This is a genomic window from Psychrilyobacter piezotolerans (genome assembly GCF_003391055.1).
GTDB classification, from domain to species: domain Bacteria; phylum Fusobacteriota; class Fusobacteriia; order Fusobacteriales; family Fusobacteriaceae; genus Psychrilyobacter; species Psychrilyobacter piezotolerans.
Genome location: NZ_QUAJ01000020.1, coordinates 47,030 through 68,220, shown reverse-complemented (window position 1 = coordinate 68,220; position 21,191 = coordinate 47,030). Strand labels below are relative to the sequence as shown.

The 21,191-nt window shown below is 36.3% G+C and carries 21 protein-coding genes and 1 pseudogene; all 22 read right to left on the bottom strand.

Annotated features, from left to right (window positions below; genetic code table 11):
* Nucleotides 1-214: 214 nt before the first annotated feature.
* Nucleotides 215-1,378, bottom strand: a complete 1,164-nt coding sequence (locus DYH56_RS11265) for a double-cubane-cluster-containing anaerobic reductase (RefSeq protein WP_114642973.1) — start codon at nt 1,376-1,378, stop codon at nt 215-217.
* A 196-nt stretch (nt 1,379-1,574) separates the two neighbouring features.
* A complete protein-coding gene (locus DYH56_RS11260; protein ID WP_158539136.1) occupies nt 1,575-2,015 on the bottom strand; it encodes a rhodanese-like domain-containing protein in 441 nt (146 codons plus the stop codon).
* A gap of 293 nt (nt 2,016-2,308) precedes the next feature.
* Nucleotides 2,309-3,073 carry an acyl-CoA dehydratase activase gene (locus tag DYH56_RS11255; RefSeq protein ID WP_114642971.1) on the bottom strand — a complete coding sequence of 255 codons (765 nt, stop codon included), beginning with the start codon at nt 3,071-3,073 and terminating at the stop codon, nt 2,309-2,311.
* A 12-nt stretch (nt 3,074-3,085) separates the two neighbouring features.
* A complete protein-coding gene (locus tag DYH56_RS11250; RefSeq protein ID WP_114642970.1) occupies nt 3,086-4,129 on the bottom strand; it encodes a uroporphyrinogen decarboxylase family protein in 1,044 nt (347 codons plus the stop codon).
* A gap of 276 nt (nt 4,130-4,405) precedes the next feature.
* Nucleotides 4,406-5,122: a uroporphyrinogen decarboxylase/cobalamine-independent methonine synthase family protein gene (locus tag DYH56_RS11245; RefSeq protein ID WP_114642969.1), complete on the bottom strand. Its 717-nt coding sequence runs from the start codon at nt 5,120-5,122 to the stop codon at nt 4,406-4,408.
* Nucleotides 5,123-5,233: 111 nt separating this feature from the next.
* Nucleotides 5,234-6,724 (bottom strand): ASKHA domain-containing protein, encoded by a 1,491-nt coding sequence (locus tag DYH56_RS11240; protein ID WP_114642968.1) that lies wholly within the window; start codon nt 6,722-6,724, stop codon nt 5,234-5,236.
* 6 nt (nt 6,725-6,730) lie between these two features.
* A complete protein-coding gene (locus DYH56_RS11235) occupies nt 6,731-7,753 on the bottom strand; it encodes a uroporphyrinogen decarboxylase family protein (RefSeq protein ID WP_199533019.1) in 1,023 nt (340 codons plus the stop codon).
* Nucleotides 7,753-8,400 carry a corrinoid protein gene (locus DYH56_RS11230; protein ID WP_114642967.1) on the bottom strand — a complete coding sequence of 216 codons (648 nt, stop codon included), beginning with the start codon at nt 8,398-8,400 and terminating at the stop codon, nt 7,753-7,755. Before DYH56_RS11230 ends, DYH56_RS11235 begins: the two co-directional genes overlap by 1 nt.
* Nucleotides 8,401-9,576: 1,176 nt before the next feature.
* Nucleotides 9,577-10,371, bottom strand: a complete 795-nt coding sequence (locus tag DYH56_RS11225; protein WP_158539135.1) for a CobW family GTP-binding protein — start codon at nt 10,369-10,371, stop codon at nt 9,577-9,579.
* A 35-nt stretch (nt 10,372-10,406) separates the two neighbouring features.
* Entirely contained in the window at nt 10,407-11,414 is a 1,008-nt protein-coding gene (locus DYH56_RS11220) for a uroporphyrinogen decarboxylase family protein (protein ID WP_114642965.1), read from the bottom strand.
* Between the two features lie 25 nt (nt 11,415-11,439).
* Nucleotides 11,440-12,093, bottom strand: a complete 654-nt coding sequence (saoL, locus tag DYH56_RS11215) for a MerB-like organometallic lyase SaoL (RefSeq protein ID WP_264328338.1) — start codon at nt 12,091-12,093, stop codon at nt 11,440-11,442.
* An 11-nt stretch (nt 12,094-12,104) separates the two neighbouring features.
* On the bottom strand, nt 12,105-12,854 hold the full coding sequence (saoA, locus tag DYH56_RS11210; RefSeq protein ID WP_114642963.1) for an ABC transporter ATP-binding protein SaoA: 750 nt from the start codon (nt 12,852-12,854) through the stop codon (nt 12,105-12,107).
* A complete protein-coding gene (locus DYH56_RS16530; protein ID WP_114642962.1) occupies nt 12,854-12,988 on the bottom strand; it encodes a nitrate ABC transporter substrate-binding protein in 135 nt (44 codons plus the stop codon). Before DYH56_RS16530 ends, saoA begins: the two co-directional genes overlap by 1 nt.
* A 39-nt stretch (nt 12,989-13,027) precedes the next feature.
* Nucleotides 13,028-13,657 (bottom strand): ABC transporter permease subunit, encoded by a 630-nt coding sequence (locus tag DYH56_RS11200; protein ID WP_114642961.1) that lies wholly within the window; start codon nt 13,655-13,657, stop codon nt 13,028-13,030.
* Nucleotides 13,606-14,340: an ABC transporter substrate-binding (seleno)protein SaoB gene (gene saoB / locus DYH56_RS11195; RefSeq protein WP_311144030.1), complete on the bottom strand. Its 735-nt coding sequence runs from the start codon at nt 14,338-14,340 to the stop codon at nt 13,606-13,608. The genes DYH56_RS11200 and saoB overlap by 52 nt, the downstream gene beginning before the upstream one ends.
* A 2-nt stretch (nt 14,341-14,342) precedes the next feature.
* Entirely contained in the window at nt 14,343-15,395 is a 1,053-nt protein-coding gene (gene saoX, locus DYH56_RS11185) for an ABC transporter substrate-binding subunit SaoX (protein ID WP_114642958.1), read from the bottom strand.
* Between the two features lie 25 nt (nt 15,396-15,420).
* On the bottom strand, nt 15,421-15,894 hold the full coding sequence (gene saoC / locus DYH56_RS11180) for a Cys-Cys-COOH (seleno)protein SaoC (RefSeq protein ID WP_114642957.1): 474 nt from the start codon (nt 15,892-15,894) through the stop codon (nt 15,421-15,423).
* Nucleotides 15,891-16,952: an efflux transporter SaoE gene (gene saoE / locus DYH56_RS11175; RefSeq protein ID WP_114642956.1), complete on the bottom strand. Its 1,062-nt coding sequence runs from the start codon at nt 16,950-16,952 to the stop codon at nt 15,891-15,893. Before saoE ends, saoC begins: the two co-directional genes overlap by 4 nt.
* A 1-nt stretch (nt 16,953) precedes the next feature.
* Nucleotides 16,954-17,142 (bottom strand): annotated as a pseudogene (gene saoT / locus DYH56_RS11170) (thioredoxin-like (seleno)protein SaoT); the annotation flags it as partial.
* Nucleotides 17,143-17,549: 407 nt separating this feature from the next.
* On the bottom strand, nt 17,550-19,265 hold the full coding sequence (locus tag DYH56_RS11165; protein WP_114642954.1) for a DUF4091 domain-containing protein: 1,716 nt from the start codon (nt 19,263-19,265) through the stop codon (nt 17,550-17,552).
* Nucleotides 19,266-19,274: 9 nt separating this feature from the next.
* Nucleotides 19,275-20,372, bottom strand: coding sequence for a GNAT family N-acetyltransferase (locus DYH56_RS11160; RefSeq protein ID WP_255414709.1), 1,098 nt, complete (start codon nt 20,370-20,372; stop codon nt 19,275-19,277).
* An 11-nt stretch (nt 20,373-20,383) separates the two neighbouring features.
* Nucleotides 20,384-21,184, bottom strand: a complete 801-nt coding sequence (locus DYH56_RS11155; RefSeq protein ID WP_114642952.1) for a carbohydrate ABC transporter permease — start codon at nt 21,182-21,184, stop codon at nt 20,384-20,386.
* Nucleotides 21,185-21,191: the final 7 nt, after the last annotated feature.

The window sequence follows — 21,191 nt, the reverse complement described above, 5'->3', positions numbered from 1 at the left end:
TCTGTGATAATCTCTTTATATATTTAAAGTTTTTTATTAACTCTACAATTTTTTAATACTCGTATATAATCTGTGTTATCTGTGTCCATTTTTTTGGTCTCCATTGTACATTTTGAATTCCAATTGGTGTTCATTGGTGGCTAAGTTTTTTAGTTTTTATAAAGTTTTTATTACTGCAAAACGTCATTTAATTAGATGTAATTAAATTTATCTCCTACAGCATCTCTATAAATGCTTCCATCCTTGTTTTTATCTGTCCTGCATCTCCAGTGGAGTAGTCTGTTTCAAGGGCAATATACGGGATATTTCTTTCCTTTGTCAGGAATCTTTTTACACTGTGGCTTTCGATACTGTAGGTATGGCAGGCTTGAAGGATCATATCCACTACACCATCCACCTTATATTCATCTACCATATCTTTTAGAAGCTCTTCCCTTCCTTTATTGGGGGTCATTACAGAACATGGAATATTAAGGTATTTTTTGGCAATAGCTTCTATTGGATCTATAGTTTCATCTACTTCCTCGTGAAGTTCCTTGTATCCCTGGCAGTTTTCCAAGGCTACTACTACAGCTCCTGCATCTTCAATGGCTTTTATAACTTTTTCAGCTACTCCCCCGATTGGACATCCCGTCACCAATATTCTCGGTGTTGTTTCTGTATACGTAGTATCATTTTCTGCCTGTTTTTTCTTTAAATCTCCTATAAGCTCCCTTACATTGCTTCTCATTTTTTCCTTGTCGAATGTATAGTTGGCACCATTTAAAACAGTAAACATGTCAAATCCCGATATAACCGACGGCTTTATCTTTCCTAACTCATGGAATTCCTTTAATAATCTTCTGTCTTCATTGCATGACTTGATTGATTCTTTCAATCCTTCCTCAGTAACTGTTACATTAAATTTATTTTCTAATTTCTTTATCAAAAATCTCATTTCACTCTTCCAAAGATCCATTGCATGTTCCTTATCCTGGGTCTGGGGCAGCTGCATTACATGGGTATCCTTTATCTCTCCCAGGAGTTCATACATCTTCTTTTTTCCGTCACAGGTGGTTTCTCCTACTACCATGTCGGCAAAATACATATATGGGCATTTGTCGGTAAGAGCAAACCCGTAGCTGGCTTTTACCAACGGGCATAGATTCTTCGGCAGGTGTTTTTCTGCTGCAGGAATAGTCTCCTCACTGACAGAACAAAGTGATATAGGGTGAGCATTGGCTGCATATATAACCTCTTTTGGAGTATATGTACAAAATGTTCCTACGACATTTTCTCCCCTGTCTTTAAATTCCTTTACAGTAAGAAATCCTTCCCTTCTTTTTTCCCCGAATTCCTCGAATTTTTCCGGTAAGCTGTTTTCATTTAAATTTTTCATTATTTATCCCCCTGTTTTTTATTTTTTTTATTATAAATTAAGTTTATAAAAATCTTATGACTTGTTGGATGTAGCATCAGGTTGCTTTTTTTCCTAAATTTACCTGAATATTTGCAGAAAAAAATAGAGGGAGGCAAAATTGGTGATATCCACCCTCTTTTTATCATATTTGCTATTTTTGATCTTCTCTCTTAAATTATTGAACTACAACTACATTTGCAGGAACTCCTCCCCATTCTTTCATACTGCCCTTGTAGTTATTTACATCAGAATATCCCAATCTTGCCAATTCTTCTGCTAAAACCTGGCTCTTTCTTCCTGTGTTGCAGTATGTGATAATTTCAGTTTTTGGAGTCAATCCCTTAGATTTAAGTAATTCTAATTTTATCGAATCATCTTCTATAGCCATAAATGAATCGAGAGGCACGTTGATTGCGCTCAAGATATGACCGCCTTTTATCCCTCTTCCCGGAGTTTTCCCGTTATATATTTCTTCACTTCTCACATCTATAATGACTGCATTGCTGTTTAATCTTTTTGTCACATAGTTCATATCTACAATTTTAACTCCACTGGATGCCATTGTTTGTACCGTCATCATAATTGCAATTCCTAAAACCAATAATATTTTTTTCATGTTCATTCTCCTTTAATTTTATTTTTTTGTCACAAATTACACTAATTATTATAAAATATATAGAACGCGGATCTCTTTGAGACACACTGAAAGCCCTTTAATCTACACAGATAAAAATCTTTTTTTTTGGTTTTTTAACCTAAAAAATAAACCTGTGGCCATCATAGTTCTTTCCGTGTATGCGATAGCATTCGCGTTCTATCTCTTTCTTTTAAATCCTTTGAACATGGATCTCTTTGAGATATATTAGTGTTGATTTGTGTAATTCGTGACTAAGTTTTAATTACTTATCATTAGTTTTTTTCTATTTTTTTAGCTAAAATAGCAGCTCCGATAGCTCCTGCATACCTTCCCAATTCATGGGTTACAACTTTTTTTCCCATAGCCTTGGACAGTTCCTCCAGTATATACGGGTTTCTTGAGAGTCCTCCTGTAAGGAAATAGGCATCTGATTCCCCGTGTCTGGAACACAGTGAGTTTACTTTTTTTATAACAGAATCCACTATTCCAAAGGCTATATTTTCCCTTTTTTCTCCTCTGCCGATGAGACTTATAACCTCTGATTCGGCAAAAACAGTACACATAGAAGTTATCTCTATGCCGCTGCCTTCCCTGGCTAAATCTGTCAAGGTATCTATATCTACCCCCAGGGAGTTTGACATAACTTCTATAAATTTACCTGTTCCGGCAGAGCATTTGTCATTCATGGTAAAATCTTTAACCACTCCCCCCTCTAAGGAAATAACCTTGGTATCCTGCCCTCCAATATCTACAACGGTTGTATTCTCACCAATAAAATGTTTTGCCCCAACTGCATGACAGGTTATTTCTGTAATGGTTTTATCGGCAAAAGGAACGGAAACCCTTCCATAGCCTGTAGCAACAATTTTAGAGTTAGATTCCTCTACCCCCATATCACTCAGTCTTTTTTTTATATTATTAGCAGTATCTATACTGCTCCACCCTGTCGGCAGAACAAAAGTTTTCCAGATCTCTGTATTTTTCATCACCGCAACCTTGGCTGCTGTAGATCCAATATCTATTCCTATTTGATACATTGTAATATCCTCCTATTTTTTTTCTTTCTCTTTAAAACGACTATATAGTCTGGCTGCTTCCATGAAATATTCTACATTTTTAGGAGATGCATTTATAGGAACATCACATCCTGTGGCCAGAACAAATCCTTTGGGATTGTTGTATGCTTTTTCTATACACTCTTTCACTTCTCTATGGATACTTTCTCTGGTCCCGTTTAAAACTATATTTACAGGATCAACATTTCCTATAATACAGAATTTATCCCCTAAGATCTCACAGGCTTCCCCTATATCGTCGATATTATCCAGACTGAGAGCCGACAAATTAAGTTTTTTTATCTCCATCCAGTGCTTCTTTGTGGTCCCGCATATATGAAGGGCCGGGCCCCTTCCCATCCGCATTCTTATATGTTCCACACATATCTCCAGATATGGAAGGGCAAATTCTCTGAACGTTTTAGTACTTATGAGGGTTCCCGAAGCTACAGGGTCAGGCATACTGGGAACTACACCCAGGTCCATCACAGCATCCATATAGTTAAGTACACTTTTTGTAACCCTCTTTAGGAGTCTGTGGACTCCTTCTGGATTTTTTCTCAGGTCTTTTAGAAATTTTTCTGTCCCTATAACAGTTGCGGCAGTACTGAAAGGCCCTGCAACACTGCTTCCTACAGAAACTTCATCTGAAACTTCATCTATAAGTATCTTCACCCCTTCCAAAAAAAGAGGTAACCTTCCATCCGTTTTAGAATCACATACGGGCAAGGCTTCTATATTGTCATAGTCAACTTCTACATATTTTTTTACATATGGATAACTGGTCTCTGGAAGATCTAAAACCACTCCTAAAGCCTCTGGAACTCCGTATAATCCCGGCCCTACACTGACACCGTCATGTCCATACTTTTTATAGGCTTCTATTTCAAGATCTGCCATGAGTCTTCCCGATAAATTCACTTCCCTGATATTTTTATGGATGAGCTGTGCTCCAAACATATCTATAAAGGGGCAGGTTAAAACTCTGTCTGCACTTCCTGTTTTCTCTATCATCTTTTCTCTTTCCAATGGATTCATACTTTCTCTCCTTTTTTTTTATGGAATTAAAAGTTTTGACGCTGACTAAAATCTGACTTTTTTGATACAGATTTAAAACTTCTAACCTTTTTTGCCACTAATTATCATAAAGTCTATAGGTTTCTCCCTACGAGGGAGAAATCCGATAACAAGGGAAGAGGGTCTAGCTTCTTACCCTCTCTCGCCTTTCAGGCACTCTCCCCCTCAAAGGTGGAAAGAAACCAATCTATTTCACTTTATTTCTGATTGCTTCGGTTTACTTGATCTGAGTTCATATTAAAAATAAAAATATACTCCCTCATTTTTATTTTTTATACAGCTCCCTCCTACCACCTTGAAACCTTTTTCACTTAAAAACTCATCCTGATAAGATTCCACCGGGTAATTTTCCATATTCTGCATTTTTTTTATATCGTTGAATAAAACCGGACAGATATGGATCACTATATCCAGGTGGGATAGTTTATCCAACAGCTTCATAAACCTCTCCACTATCCATTTTTGGTGATATCTGCCTAAGATTTCAGGCATGGCTGAGGGATCAGCATAGGAAAAATGTCTTACTCCGTTTAAATTCAGTGTCTCTAAAAATAAAATGAAATCCCTCTCTATTTTTTCAAAACCTGCTTCTAATTTATCCACATCTTTTCTCATAAGCCGGAGTACCTTACTCATTTCAACAAATGAAATCAAGGTGGTAAATATTCCGTCCAGGGAATAAACCCTAGCTTTTGAAACTGCTTCGATATCGATATTTTCGATTTTTAGATCTGCTATATTTAAAAATTCATCCATATCTTTACACATTATTTCCTTCACCTTATTGTATTCCGTCTTCCCCCCCATGGCAGAATATATGCTGTTTGAAAATAAGGGAAAGAACCCTTCTTTTTCTTTTAAAATATAATCTAACCTGCCCTGAGGTGTCTCTAAATCATATTTGTCCATTATTTTTTTGGATATTTCTACGTCATTCTGCCTGATACATTTCATAACGTTCTCTCCTTTTTTGATACTTTTTTCTTTTCAAAATCTAACACCAACTCCATCCGCTTTCACCTCGGTTTCCCTTAATTTAAGGGAAACCATAAGAAGGAAGAGTTCTTAAAACGCCAGTTCTTTTATAAAAACTTCTTGAAATTCTGCACTCTTAGATAATTCCATCACATCGATCTTTGTAGTTCTTATTTTTTCTTTCATCTCTTTATTGACTAAGTATCCGATACAGCCGTTCAGTGAAGTGTTCCCTGCAAAACTTATTTTCCCTTCAAAATCAGAGATAAGTCCTATATTTAAGATACTCTCGGGATTAAGATGATACCCGAATGATCCGGCTATTATTACCTCCTCCATATGGAATATATCCTTTTCTACTTTTCCCAGCAGGAGTTTTACCCCGGCTGCAATAGCTCCCTTGGCTAATTGGATCTGCCTGATATCCCCCTGGCTCAAATAAATATTTTCACTTATATAAAACTTTTTATCCCTTAACCTTTCTTTGAATTCAGGTTTCATCCGGGGATTAAATTTTCCGCTTTTTAAAACAATTTTATGTTTTACAAATTCAGACATGATATCCATCAGTCCGCTTCCGCAGATTCCTGTAGGAGTCCCGCCTATTGTTTGTATCTTAAACTGATTTCCTGTCTCAACTATCTCAAAACCCTCAACAGCACCATTTCCTGCTCTCATCCCGCACTCTATATTCATACCTTCAAATGCAGGACCGGCAGCAGTAGAAGTCCCGTATAACTTTCCGTCAACAGATAAAACCATCTCCCCGTTTGTCCCTATATCTATAAACAGGGTATTATTCTTCTCCTCCAAATTTACTGCTGCTACACCGGAAACTATATCAGCTCCTACATAGCTGGAAGCATTTGGAAGCAGGGTTGTTTCTATATCCCCTATCATAAATGATTTTTCCCCTAAAAATACAGGTTCATAGGGCGAGATCGCAAGAGACTTGGGGTTTTCCCCATAGATAAGATGCTGCATGGTGGTATTTCCTGCAATGGCTATCCTGTCCACAGCCCCGACTTTTTTTACTATATCCTTTATTTGAGTTAAAATAGCATCTTGCAGGTCCAAAACATCATTCTGGATGCAGTATGTGATCCTGGACAGTACGTCTGCCCCGTATTCACTCTGATAATTTAACCCCGAATAATTTCCCGTTATTCTTTTTTCACCTAAATCGATCAACCTGGCCGAAACACCTGTTGTTCCTACATCTATGGCAAGGACTCTTCCCTTTTCTTCTGTTTCTATATTTAAACTTACCTCTTCTTCATGTATTTTTAGTTCCGAGTCTGCAAGTTCAAAAATTTCCACATCTCCCAATGCTGCAGTTATGCAGGCTAACCGAACTTCTTTTGGTAGATTTTCTTCTATTTCTTCTCTGGGAGAAAGATCTCCCCTTACCTTTATCTGGCATTTTTTACAGATCCCCATACAGTTGCAGGGTGTTTCTATTTTTTCCTTTATAAGTCTTATGGCATCGCTTAATATAGTTCCTTTTTTTACCATCCGTTCTTTATTTTTATATCTGACTGTTACTAACCTAGGTTTTTCTTCATTATAATTCCCTTTCACTCATACTCACCCTTTATTCTTTACTGTATCTGTCATAGCCTTTAAATTCTCAATAGGTGTACTCATGGCCAGTCCGCAGGCAGGAGATACAATACTGGTCCCGTTTTTCATCACTATTTCTGTACATAATTTTACCTTTTCTTTCATTCCCTGGTCCAAAAGCTGGGTACTGACATTTCCCATGATGGGAGCCCTGAGTACTTCTTTAGCCTGCCTTATTCCCACTGCCGAATCAAAACTGAGGGAATCTGCCCCTGAGTCATTCAGGCTTTCCAAAATACTCTGACTCTTGCCGCATATATGGATAATTATTTTCACCCCTTTTTCATGGACTGCTTCCGAGATCTTTTTATACATGGGGATCATAAATTCTTCAAAGTTCTTCTTCCCCAAGATCTCCCCTGTGGCACTGGGATCGGACATGGCTATAAGATCGGCACCATTTTCTATCATCTCCATGGAAAATCTGATCAAATAATCTGTGACGATATCTAAAAATTTCATGGCCTTAACCTTATCTTTTCTCATCATCTTATAATAATCCGTCGGTTCAATAACAGATGTGACCACACTCATGGGACCTGTTATATTCCCGATTACCGGTATCTCATTATTTTTTAACCTGGATATTGCTTCTAATACGGTTATGGCTCTTTTTGAATGTTCTAATTTTATTTCATCTAAATGATTTAAGATATCTTCATTGTATTTAGTTATTCTCGGCTCTACTAATTTACTCCCCAGATCCACTTCCACATGAAAGGGTTCACTCTCTATTGTCATGCAAAAAGGCACTCCATAATTTTCAAAACCTGTTATTTCATGCACTTTTATGGCAGCTTCTACCATGGCATCTATATCACAGTTATGATTTTTTTTCATCCCTTCTACAACTTCTGTCACCGCTGCATTCATCATCCCCCCTGGGCAGATAACAGGCGGCCTGTCTGTATCCTTTCCATTTAAGACATCTAGGAGTCTTTGTTTTTCAGTCAATTTTTCCCCTAATATACTACCTTTTATCTCCATTATGCCGCCTCATGGATTTCTTTTATTTTTCTCACGGCTTCATTAGCATCCTTGGTATACAGATCTGCCCCTATCTCAGTTGCAAACCTTTGGGAGATAGGCCCGCCTCCTATGGCAACCTTTACTGAATCTCTCATACCTTCAGCCTTTAATTTTTCAATAACTACTTTCATCCCTTCCATGGTAGTTGTCATTAACGTAGACATAATAATAAAATGAGCTTCTATTTCTTTGGCTTTATGGATAAATTCATCCAAGGCAACATCTCTTCCCAGGTCATGTACTTCTATCCCACCGGCTTCCAGCATGATTTTAACCAGATTCTTTCCGATATCATGGGTATCTCCTTCTACTACACCTATTACTGCTCTTATTTTATCGCTGGATACGTCCCCTTCCAGATGGGGTTTCAATACATCTATTCCTATATTCATGGCATCTGAACAGATCAGCACCTCTGGCAGAAAATATTCTTCCTCTTCATAGAGCTGGCCTACTACTTCCATTCCTGCAATCAAACCTTCCTGAATAGTTTCCTTTGCCGGTATATCCATTTCCAGAGATTTTTTACAGAGTTCTTCTACAACATCTTCTTCCATCTCTATTAAATTGTTTTTAATCTCTTCGAATAATTCTTTTTTAGTCATCTTTTTCCCCTTTATTTATTATTTTTATTTTTTTTATTTTTTTGACGCAGACTAAAATCTGACTTTTTCAACTTTGAAAGTGATTATACTTTGTACTTTCATATTAACTAGAGCGTTCAACAGAATAAGTCCCGCAGTGAAACGAGGACTGTAGCTTTCAAAGCTCGTATATTAAGATCCTACTCATGAACATTTTCAAAGTTTGGCACTTTTTGGTTACTTTTTCTTGCTCGCATTTTTATTTTTTTCTAATGTTATTAGAGAAAATAAAATAATCGCGATATCTAAAGTAACTCGTATTAAAGGCGAAGCCTTTATCTCAAAATTCTCAGCTTATGAAATAAACTATAGATATTTTGGGGATGCTCCTTGCGGGTAGAACTTCCTTACATATAAGCTCACTAAGATTTAGACATTCTTTCTGTACTTTCTCTTTTTACTTCGTGTAATTCGTGACTAAGTCTTTTTCTCTCACTTCATCTTCGGTTTCCTTGATTTGAGAGAAACCTAGGAGGAAGAGTTTATCAGTATTCTCTTCTTGTTAATTTATGTAATTCGTGACTAGTTTTTTATATTTTCCATCTATGAAAATTGGTGTTCATTGGTGGCTAAGTTTTTTCTTTCACTTTTTTTATATTTTTGCATTAAAAAAGGTGACATAAATAACTACCATAAATTAATAGTTTCATATGTATTGTGGTTTTTTTATTTTTTTTGTATTAAAAAAATATAAAGATTTCTATTCAAATCTAATTTGGATATAACTGGTTATAACATTGTGTTGTTTATTTGTTGCTTTTTTAAAATGATTGTTGGAACTGGTTGTTCCGGAAATAATTATTTAGGAATAGATAGTATATTAAGGTCAAAATATCTCGTTAATATATTTATTTATATCCATCATAATTTTAAAATGGGTTGGAAGTTAAAGAGTGAAAAGAAATATATGTTTATAATATTGAAGCAGTAAGTACCACCTAATATATCTTTTTTTCAGATTCTAAAAATTCCATCGTGACTTCATCCAGAAGTTTATGCGTTACTCAGGCTCAATTAAATCTTAATTTAAACATAGTTCTTCTCCTTTAAAATTTTATTTACATAATTTATACCATTTTTTGCCCAGCTTGTCACTAAAAACTAAGATTTTCTTCCTAGTTTTCAGCTTTTTTCTCCTCAATTAAATAATTTTATTATATTTTCCCTGTCTAAATCTCCTATGAGAATCAATTTATTGTTTCTTTTCATACTCTCTTCCCTTATCTCATATTCCCCGTTTACAATATTAAATGTATAATTTTCCAAAAAACCCTTCCCCCGGAGGATCTTACCGTGCTGTTCAGAAGACAATTCTTCCAATATATCCCTGAGCCTTTCTATATCTATATTAAAATCTGTTATAGACATACTTTTAATATCCTTAATCTCAAAAATAGTTTTTGCCCTGGAATTTATTTCCTTCAGTGATCCTTCTATTTCAGAGATGCTTTCAACATTCATATCGTCTATTTTGCTTATATAGAGGGTTTTTGCATTTTCTATCTGATCGGTGAAAAAACTGCCGAATATCTCCACCTGCTCCAAATAATTTTTCCCGTCGATAACCATAGTTACCGAGGCAATCTCGCATTTTTTCGATATTTTTTCACTTTTCAATATCTTTAAAATTTCTCCCAGGAGCCCCAGTCCTGTAGGTTCAATTATGATTCTGTCGATATCATTTTCTATTATCTTTTCCAGGGATTCCTTAAAGTTTTCCTTTAAAACACAGCAGATGCATCCGCTGGATATCTCTTCTATTGTCACCCCTTCCACTATAAACTCACTGTCTATGGATATATCTCCAAATTCATTTTCAATCAAAACTATTTTTTCTTCACTAAATTTTCCCTTTAACTCTTTCAATCTCTTATTTATAAAGGTTGTTTTCCCGGCTCCTAAAAAACCCGAAACAATTTCGACCTCAATCATTCTCATCACCTACTTTGATATTGTTATAATCCTGTCTATGTATTTTTTAATAACTCTCTTATTTCTTCATAATTGGCTCTTCCCCATTTAGATACAGCCTCTAAATTTTCTATAGGAGCTGTGTTGGCACAGGAACACCCGAATCCCATAAGATAATTATTATATTTTTTCATCTTCTCATGTAATTCTGCGGTTTTATCAGCTACCTCCTGTACACTCCCCCTTCCGAGAAGGTATACAGGATCTAAATTTCCTATAACGACTTTATCTTTAGGAAAATTTTCTATAATCTTTTCCATATCCATAATCTGGTCAAAACTAAATGCATCTATTTTCGTTTTTAATATATATGGATATATCTTAGTTGTATCCCCGCATATATGTACGCATTTCCAGCAATTTAAATTTTCAAAAATTTTATTTAAATTATCTACTACTATCATAGGGAATTTTTTTGGTGCCAGCATAACTGTAGATGGTTCCGCTATGGAGATCATCTTTACGCCTGCTCCTACTATGGCCCTTGCGTATCTATCCACTACCTCCCCTGTAAACTCCAAAAGTTTTTTTACAAAGTCAGGATTCTTTATAGTTGCCTTGAGTAACTCTGTAGCCCCGGCTAATTGTACAGCCAGAGTAAACGGCCCCTGGAGCGATACAAATAACGGTTTATCTATATTTTCTAAAATAAGCTTTAAACTTTTTAAATTTATTTTCATCCTTTCATTGGTATATGGATCCGGGATCTCTAATTTTTCCAGATCTTTTATACTTTTTACCGGATGAGTCATCACCATGGAAAAGTCATACTCTGGTTTTTTGAGAGGGACTCCCAATACATCACAGAATATATTCCCTTCATCCAAGGCATAGATAAAATCACTGGGGAATTTCTCATTCATTTTCTCTGCCAGGATCAGCTGCTCTTGGGGAGAACTATATATATCCTCCATAGTTTTCCCTGTCATAATAGGACCACTGGCTCCCATAAATGGCAGGAGATATCCCCTCTTTTCTTGATTTATATATTCCATCAAAGTCATAATCCGGCTCCTTTATAAATTTTTCTTAAATTTCAAACAACAATTTACTCACTTTAAATGCATCTTTTACCGGAAGGCAGTATATCCCGTCTTGGGTGTTATTCCTGTTTATCCAGTTTTTCAGTTCTTTCTCCCCACGGAAGAAATTCATAATATTTCAGCAGTCTCCTGCCCAGTTAGTGTGGTTGTTTAAATCCACATGAAGTATATGCAGGTCCTCGGGAGAATATGAAACCAGTTTTCCATCTGATAATTTTAAATTTACGCTTTCTCCGGTCTCACAGCATTTAGAATTAATCTCAATATCCTGGTGGAAGGTAAAGTGGGTTCCCATTGAATCTATTCCGCACATGGAATAAAATTCTTTTCCATCTTTTCTTTTTACCCTGTGAGGTGTAGGCAGTGCTGAAACAGGATATATAAATTTAACATCCTCATCAGCTACAAAAACTCCTTTTTTCTGCATCTCTATTAAAATATCATCTATATCCGGATATTTATTTTTTAATTCATTTTTTATATCTTTTAGAGAGGTTTTTGAATCAATTACAGACTCCATAATAAAAAGTCTGACATCCTGATATTTTTTCTTTAAATCCTTATATCTTTGTTTTAAATACAGCTCCTGGCTGGTATAATTTTCAAATTCCAGTTCTAAAAATTCTTCTTTTGTATACATCTGTTCTCCTTTTATATCCCTTTTAATGCTCTTTCCAGCAGTTTTTCAAGTTCTTTTTTATAATCTTTATATTCCTCAAATTCTCTGTTACGGGGTCTTTCCATCTCAACTTTAAAGTCTTTTATGATTTCCCCTTTATTTTTAGACATTACTATTACTCTGTCACTGAGATAGAGGGCCTCCTCTACATCATGGGTAACCATTACAGTTGTAATTTTAGTTTCCTGCCAGAGTTTTTCCAGCTGTACCTGGATAGATTTTCTCATCTGAAAATCTATTGCCCCCAAGGGTTCATCTAAAAGTAAAATTTTAGGGTTCCCTGCCAGAGCCCTTACAAAGGCTGTCCTCTGTTTCATCCCCCCCGATAATTCCTTGGGATATAGATCTTCCTTCCCCTGAAGGTGGGCAATTTTTATTAATTTTTTAAATCGTTTACCCATCTCATCTTTTGCTAATTTTTGTTGTTTCATGGGATAGAGTATATTTTCCCTGACCGTCATCCAGGGAAAAAGTGCATAATTTTGAAATACAAATCCCTTTTTGGGTGATGGTTTAGTTATTATTTCATCCTCTAACCTGATCTCACCAGAACTAGGCTTTTGAAATCCTGCCATCATAGTCAATAAGGTTGTTTTTCCGCATCCAGACGGCCCCAATAAAGTTATAAACTCCCCCTCATTAAAGGTCAGGTTTACATCTTGGAGCACGACATTTTCTTCCCCCTTTGAAGAAAATATTTTAGATATATTCTTTATTTCCATTATATTTCCCTCCAGCTGGTTAGGTGCTTATTTATCTGTAAAAGCCCCCTGTCTATTGTGTAACCCACTACAGCAGCCAACATCATGAGGGCAATTAATCTTTCCGTCTGCATATAAGCTTGAGCTTCTACCATTGAGTGACCGAACCCGGCACTTGTCGCTATGAACTCCGCTCATATAACCGACATCCAGCCTGTACTGATAGAAATCCTGGCTCCGGTCAGTATATCCGGAATAACAGCCGGTAGAGTTACATCTTTAAACAGACTAAATCTGCTGGCTCCCATACTTCGGGCAGCGTTATAATAATCGGATGAAATTCCTTTTACCCCTTCCAATGTATTTAAGATTACGGGAAATACTCCTGAAAATGCTATTAAAAATAGAGTAGGTCCGTCTCCGATACCAAACCAGACAATAGTCAGGGGAACCCATGCCATGACAGGAATTTGACGGAGTGCGTCAATGATTCCTCCCATAGCCTTTTCAACCGACCTGAAATACCCCATTAAAAACCCCAGAGGAAGGCCGAATAAAAGAGATAATAAGAATCCTCTCAGTACACGACCCATTGTAATCCCCATGTTTTTCAATACTTCCACATCTACTATACAATTGAAAAATTCTTTAATTGTAATGATCGGCGAGGGAAGCAACAGTTCATTGTTGTAATGCAGAGACATTATCTGCCATACAGCTACTATGCCTATAAATGCTATTGATCTATTGCATATATTTTTCATATTAGTTTTTATAAAATTTTGATCTTTTGAAACTTTGGTGTCGAGACATATTTCGGCCATTTCCCCTCCTTCAAATAAATTTTGACTTCATTTTCATATAATTTTTCATCATTTAATTCATCCACCACTTCATTATATTTTTCAATGAATTCCTTAAATTCTCTGGTTCCCATGACAGCTTTTCTGACTACCATATTATATGTAGTATAGTTCTGCCGGACTTCTTCATAATCCCCGGCTATGGTAATTGCCTTAATCCCGTCTAGTATAGCTGCATCAACTACATCTCTTTCCAGTAATATGGGAATAGAATTAACCTTTACAGGGTATTTTATCCTGTATTTTTTTATTAAATTTTTTTGATATTGTTTTTTCCCTTCATATGCAATTATTTGGGGATTTTTTTTATTTTTTACAACTATATCTGAATTTTTTATTGCACTTCCCAGGTTTTCAAATTCTGTATTTTTTCTAAATGAAATTACAGCGTCATCACATAGGAAGGCTATATCCAATACATCACTACTCAGTGCCCACTGAGCTGTGGAACTTCAGCAATCCTGTAATTCATATTCTCCTACCACTGTCTGAAATTCAATATTTTCACGGAGAAGTCTGTTAACTAAAAGGCCTGTTGTATCCTTCCCGCTTGCAATTCTCAGTGGTTTTTCCATTCTTTTTTCTTTTGGCAGGATAAAGGCTGCAACAAATAATATAATAAGAAAAATATTAACTTTTTTCATTTTTATTTATCTAATTCCTGAGCTTTTGCATACCATGAGTCATAATTCATGCCCAATGGAAAATTCTTCTCGACTTTTTCCGCTATGAACTTATCAAAATCAGGCACATCAGCTTCATTATAGATTGATTCATCTACAATATTTTCATATTTAACTTCTTTTGGAGTGAAGCCGCTTTCCTGTGCCCATTCCAATTCATTTTTAATTTCCTGAGGATCCAGTTTCCACGTTAAAGTCCTTCCCTCTCCTACGGTTTTTTTATAGATTGTACTCACAGCAACTTCCAAAGGAACATTGTAGTTATCGGCAAAAATCTTAGCTGACTTCAATGGATTTTCATAGATATATTCAATAGCTTTTGCATGGGCTAAGATCATTTTTTTAGCCAAATCTCTATGTTCTTCGATAAATTTTTTGTTCAAAGTGTATGTACAGCAGACCCCCCATTTATCGTTTAACAGTTTATTTTCAGTTCCCATAATCTTTCCAATGCCTTGATATTCCGCCATTGATGCCCATGGATCACATGCTGTAAAACCTTTGATTTCTCCCATTCTAAGAGCTGTCAACGCATCAGTTGATGAACCGATATCAATCCCCTGATAATTTTTTCCGTCTACAGGAAGGTTTAAACTTTTAGCAATTTGAGTCCATCCGGTTGATCTTTCTGGATGGGTACCTATGGCAAGTTTTTCACCGATTAAATCTTCAGGTTTTTCTACATCATTTGCAACAACCAGGTAATATGACCCCCCTTTATGGTTATTTGACCCTATTACAAGGGGTGCACCTTTAAGCTGTGATCTGAATACATTGTTAACTCCAATATATCCTACATCCATCTGTCCGGCAGCCATTGCCTGAGGGACCTTTCCGTTTCCGCTGATGTCTACCGAAAGTCCCATATCCTCAAATATCCCAGCATCTTTAGCAATAACCGATGCAGTCATATGATCACAGTTATAGTACCCCAGTTTAACAGTATAATCCTCTTCCTTTTTTTCACCACACCCTATTAATGCCAGTAATGATAAGCCTAGTATAAATTTTTTCATTCTTTTTCTCCTTTTTTTTATTTATTTAACAGCATTGATCCATACCCTCTCCAAAGAGATCTATGATTCTGTTATTTTCTATTCTATATATTCCGTAGCCCAGTTTACTTCCCCTATAGCCTGAAACTACAAATTCCATTTCATTTTTTTCATCGATATTTTTAAATCTGATACTCTGTCTTTCTATGGGGGCTTTTACACTATTAGTTAATTTATTTTCTCCCCCCAGAACAACAACCATTCCTTTTTCCGATTTAGATATATCATAGATGACTATTAAGTCTTCAATCCCGTCATTTGTGATGTCCCCCTCTTTCATGAGAATAACCTTATTTGAGTATTCACTTTGAAATATTTTTAATAGTGGATTTTTTTTGTCTATATTTTCATAATTTTCTTGAGATACTTCCTTTGAAGAATACATATAAAAAATAAATCCGATAAAAAATATAAAAAGGAAGGCGGCATTTGATTTAGTAAATTTTATTTTTTTTTTCATGCCATCACCCTCTCCTTTATTGCAGGTAAAATAGCCCTTGCTGCCAATAAAATAATCATCAGAGAACACAGATATTTAATATATTCCGGCGGCTCAATGAGCAGGATATTGGCAGCTTCGATAGAACCTAAATTTTTATTGAAGTCAATGACTGGTTTAAAATCCACCAATAAAATATTGGTTAAATATCCCACTCCCAGAGATGACATAACCATTGTTAAGGAATAGATTATAACGGTTCTTTTCCCCATGAGTTTATACATACTGAGTAATTCAGGTAAATTTGTTGCAGTCCCTGCCATTAAAAATGTAACGGCTACACCGGGAGCAGCTCCGCTGGCAACAAGGGCAGCAATAAAGGGAATATGACCGACAGCACACACATACATTATCATCGCCAAAATGGTTATGCTCCCCAGAGAAAGCACACTGGGGTCTCCCAGGTATTTTTCAATATAACCCTTGGGAAAAACGGTAAATAAAAATCCGGCCATAACCATACCTAAGATCACATATTTACTTACAACAAGGGCCAAATCATTGAATGCCCAGTTAAAACCGTCTATAATTTTTTCCTTAAAACTTCTACTGTCGTCATAATCAGCTTGGATAAACTCATCCATACCGGGGGCATGAAGTTCATCTTTCCCAAATTTATTCCCGATTATCCCTATTAAAAAAGGCAGACAGAAACCTGTCAAAACATAGATTCCGGCTATCTCAGGCCCCAGCAGTCCAAAAGCAAGTAAAACTGCCACAGGATTAATCATAGGGGTTGATGTCATAAAGGCTAAAACAGGCCCCAGATAAGCTCCTGAAAAATACATGCTCATACCCAGAGGGATAACTCCACAGCTGCATATGGGAAGGAGCATTCCAGATAATGTACTTTTAAGGATTGAAGATAGTTTTGTATTCCCAAGCATCTTTTGAAATTTCAAAGGATTCAGGATATTTCTTAAAAATCCGGCCAGTAAAAAGCTGAATATCAGCCAGATAGAAGCTGAATTTAAAATCTCAAATGAACTCCTCAATATTTCTTCTAAAAACTTTATCATTTTAAACCGCCTCATCTATTGCTTTTTTTATTATCTCTTCGGAAAGTGTCTGGTATTTTTTGGTTTCATTGATAATAAGTATTGATTTCATTACAGCTCCGTATTTTTTTAAATAACCGAAATCTTTTCCTGCCTTATAAATTTTAGCTGTTATTCCTTTTTTTTTAGCATAATCTTTCACGAAGACCTCAAACTTAGTGCATCATGGACATGCGTTGATAAATTCTATTCTTTCTTTCATAATTCTACTCCTTTTTAAACTTTTTTTGACACAGATTTAAAACTTCAAACCTTTTTGCCACTAATCTACACTAATCAATATACAACGCAGAGACACAGTGGTCATAGAGCTGCACGGAGGATGAAAAAAATTAATACTCGTATATTCTTCGTATAATCCCTCTGTGTATCTCCGTGTCCAATGTTTTTATTTCTTTCCTTAAAGTCTTACCCCCACTTTGACTACATTTTAGAATCTACTCAATCGATTAAATTCTAAATACTCGTGGATCGAGGGGGAACTAAAGGGGGCGTTAAGAACCTCTGACCCCTCACGCCATTTTGGTATTTTTTTGTGCAATTCGCGGCTAAATCTTATTAGTTATCAGTTAATACCTCTATAAGCTGATTTTTTATTTTCATATATTTTTCATAGTCCAGAGAATAATCCATCTCTACAGAAAATTCTTCCGTAGCTTTCGTATCCTTTTTATCTCCTAAAACTTCCATTAAAAGCTCATTTATTTTTTCCCTGCTCATCTTCCTTTCAGCCATCTTCATAATCTCCTGATCCTGAATTCCAAACCTGAGATTTTCCCATCTTATGGATCTTACGGGTTTCATATCTTTCCCGGGATAGACAAAGAACATGTCTCCTGCCTTCCATCTTGGATATTTATAGCTGATATTTTCAAAGGGCCTGCTTGTCCAGAGGGCATAGTCCCATCTTAAAAATCCGTTGAGTCCCATATAGTAGGAATACCATCCTGTGAGCCTGCTCTCCATAAGGGGTGAACTTATAAAGTGATTTAGTTTATCCGGGAACCAGCAGACATACCAGGTTAATTTTCCTAGAATTTTTTCCTCTATCTCACTTAAAATATTTTTACTTTTCAATAATAGAGGCAGGGACAGAGATATATCTGTAATCCCATCCAGTCTTTCGGTAAAACTATCTTCATGGAGGGCCATTTTTATAAGAAGATCCATTTTTGCTGAATCCTTTAAAAATTTTGACCATTTTTTAAAGGACTCCGGGTTCTTAGGCATATCACTGATTACCCTTACCCTGTCCATGAGGTTCTTCTCACTAAAAAATTTAAATACCTGATAGATATATTCTCCCAGCTCTTTTTTATTGTCTATATAACCATAAGTTCCCCTTTCTTCTGAAAAGAAACTTATCCTTATATAGTCATCGTAGTCCTTTAGAGGGTTTCCAAAATCCGTCCTCTGCCAGCTTGCCAGAAGGCCGAAGATATCGATTTCCTTTTCCATCCCATATTTAAAGCAGATATCCAGATACCTCTCAAGGGCTGTAAAGTCACATTGGATCTTCCCTGCCAGATTTTTTTTCACTCCTATAATATTATGCTCAAAAAGGTTTGAAGGATTTTCCTCCACCTGGAAACATCCCTGTCCCTCCCAGGAAAAATCAGAAGCTACCACAGTAATTACCTTTTCTCCCATTGAAGCCAGTTCTGCTGTATAATTTTCTATTATCTTAAAGTGATCATCACTCCAAAATTCCACCTGATACATCCTTGCCCAGGATGAAAGGTGCTGCCAGAGATCCAGATGAAAATCGGATTCTTTCAATTCAGGCAGCACTTCATCTGCTACAGTCACATCCAGGTTTATGACCTGCTTTTTTATTTCCGTATCGTAACCTTCCTGACTGAATAAATTTATGGCAATATTCAGATTATCTCCACAATATTCTTTATCCACTTTTCCCTCTACCCATATCATAGTCGGTTTATCTACCTCGTTGTATAAATACTCCTTCTTTAGTATGGGATCTGTTATGAGGGTCTTTGAATCATCATCCAATACATATCCCAGAAAATATCCCTTAAGGTCTGCGTTTTCTCTTTTTTCCAGGTCTATCCTTATTCTTTTTTTCAGCCCCCTGTAACCTATATGGTTATAAGATCCAAGGGAAAGCAGTATATTTTCTTCACTAGTTAACGCTATCTGAAATGCAAATTTTTCACCCTTTAACACCCTTAAATTTAATTTTTCTTCCTTTGGTAGATCTCTGCCGTCTATGTGTTTAAATGCTGAATTATAAAGTTTATATTGAATATTCATCGATTTCTCCTATTGATAATTTAAATTTTCTGTCCACGGAAAGGGAAGGGGAAATATCGTGTCTATCAATTCTTCCAATTTTCCCATATTTTTTTCTTTTTTCTTTTCTTTTTTCTCAAAAATTAATTTAAGAAGTTCCTTATGGGACTCTATCTCCAATTTTTCCGAACCTAAACTCAGCCGATATTTCCCGTCTGCTTCTTCAGCTTTAAAAAGACTTAACCCTTCATGAGGAAAATATTGTTCCAAATATGGTCTCAACTCCCCCATGAATCCCACGAAGTCTATTATTTTCAGAGTTCCTGAAAGAAACTCTTCTCCTCCCGGGTACCCAAGAGGAGCCCTTTCTCCATCTGTGAGAACATAGTCTATCCCCTCTACTCCCAGCTGGGTTCCCAGAAAAGCCAGGGCATCAAAAACTTCACTCTTCTCTCCCCCTGCTTCCTTTACTTCTATTTTTTCATGTGTTTTTTTCAGGATAATATATCCCCTTAGGCCATTTTCGTCTTCCAATACATATTTCTTATACGATGTATCCCCAAAGGGAAAGGTTCCTGAATCTAGAAGAATTTCAAAATCCGTTCCCGGTCTCAAATATCTGGTTCCCCGGGAGTTATAGATCTTCTTCAGGAACAAAAGGTCCTCTTTTTTGTATTCTCTTACAATATATTTCAGATGGGGAAGACCTGCTGAAATCCTGTATCTCCTGCAGTTTTTCACCCTTTCAGCTCCCCATTTTTTATACAGATTTCTCGTACCGGATATGAGGCAGAGATTTACTCCTGTCTCCCTCATTCTCTTCTCCACATCTTTTAAAATTCTTGAAGAATACCCTTTCCCTCTATGGTCAGAATGGGTGCATACACCTCCTATGGATCCTGCCGATACAGGGGTTCCTTCTATGAGGATCTTTCTGGGGAGATAATTCACCACGGAAATTATCATTTTCTCCTCTTTTATTATCCTCATATTTCCTGCATTTTCAGGGGAAAGCAGCAGGGGAAATTCCTTCTCCATGGTGTGTGGAAGATTTCCCCTTCCCGTCCTGAATACCTGGTTTATAAGATTGATTACCTCTGTCAATTCATCTTCCTTTGTTCCTCTTATTTCTATAGTTTCTATCCCTTTAATCCCGATAATGCCACCCCCTCTTCAAACTGCCTCTGAAGGAGAATATAAAATATAAATGAAGGCAAAAACGTCATGGTGGCTCCCGCCATGACCAGTCCGTAATTCACAGTATACTGGGCATTCATACTGGCCATACCTACCGTAAGAGTTCTCATGGAATTTGAGGTGGTAGCTATGAGGGGCCATAAAAATTCATTCCATGCCCCTACAAATGTGAATATTGAAAGAGCTATTATTGCCGGCCTTATAAGGGGCAGAACAATCTCCATAAATATTCTAAATTCCGAACAGCCGTCTATTCTGGCAGAATCCATGAGATCTCTTGGAATTTTTAAGATACTCTGCCTCATTATAAATACTCCCACAGCAGTTGGCAGGGGAAGTATTAATGCCATATAAGTATTTAACCACCCCAGGTGTCTCATTATTACATAGAGGGGCAGGAGGGTTACCTGGGAAGGTATGATAAGGGTCAATAACATGAAGAAAAATATTTTTTCCCTCCCCTTAAATTCAAGTTTGGCAAAGGCATAGCCCGCCATGGAACTGAATACCACATTTAATACCACTCCGCTGAGAGAGATGAATAAGCTGTTTAAAAAATAAATAATGAAACTTGTGTTATAAAAAATTTCCCTGTAATTTTTCAGTGTCAGATCATCTAAGGCAAACTTAAAGTTATAAGCCGTATAAGTTACCCTTAGAGATGTCATAAACATATAGAGAAATGGAATTATCATAAAGCTGGAGATTAATATTAAAATCAGCCTGCCTAGTTGTTTTTTCATCCTTTCC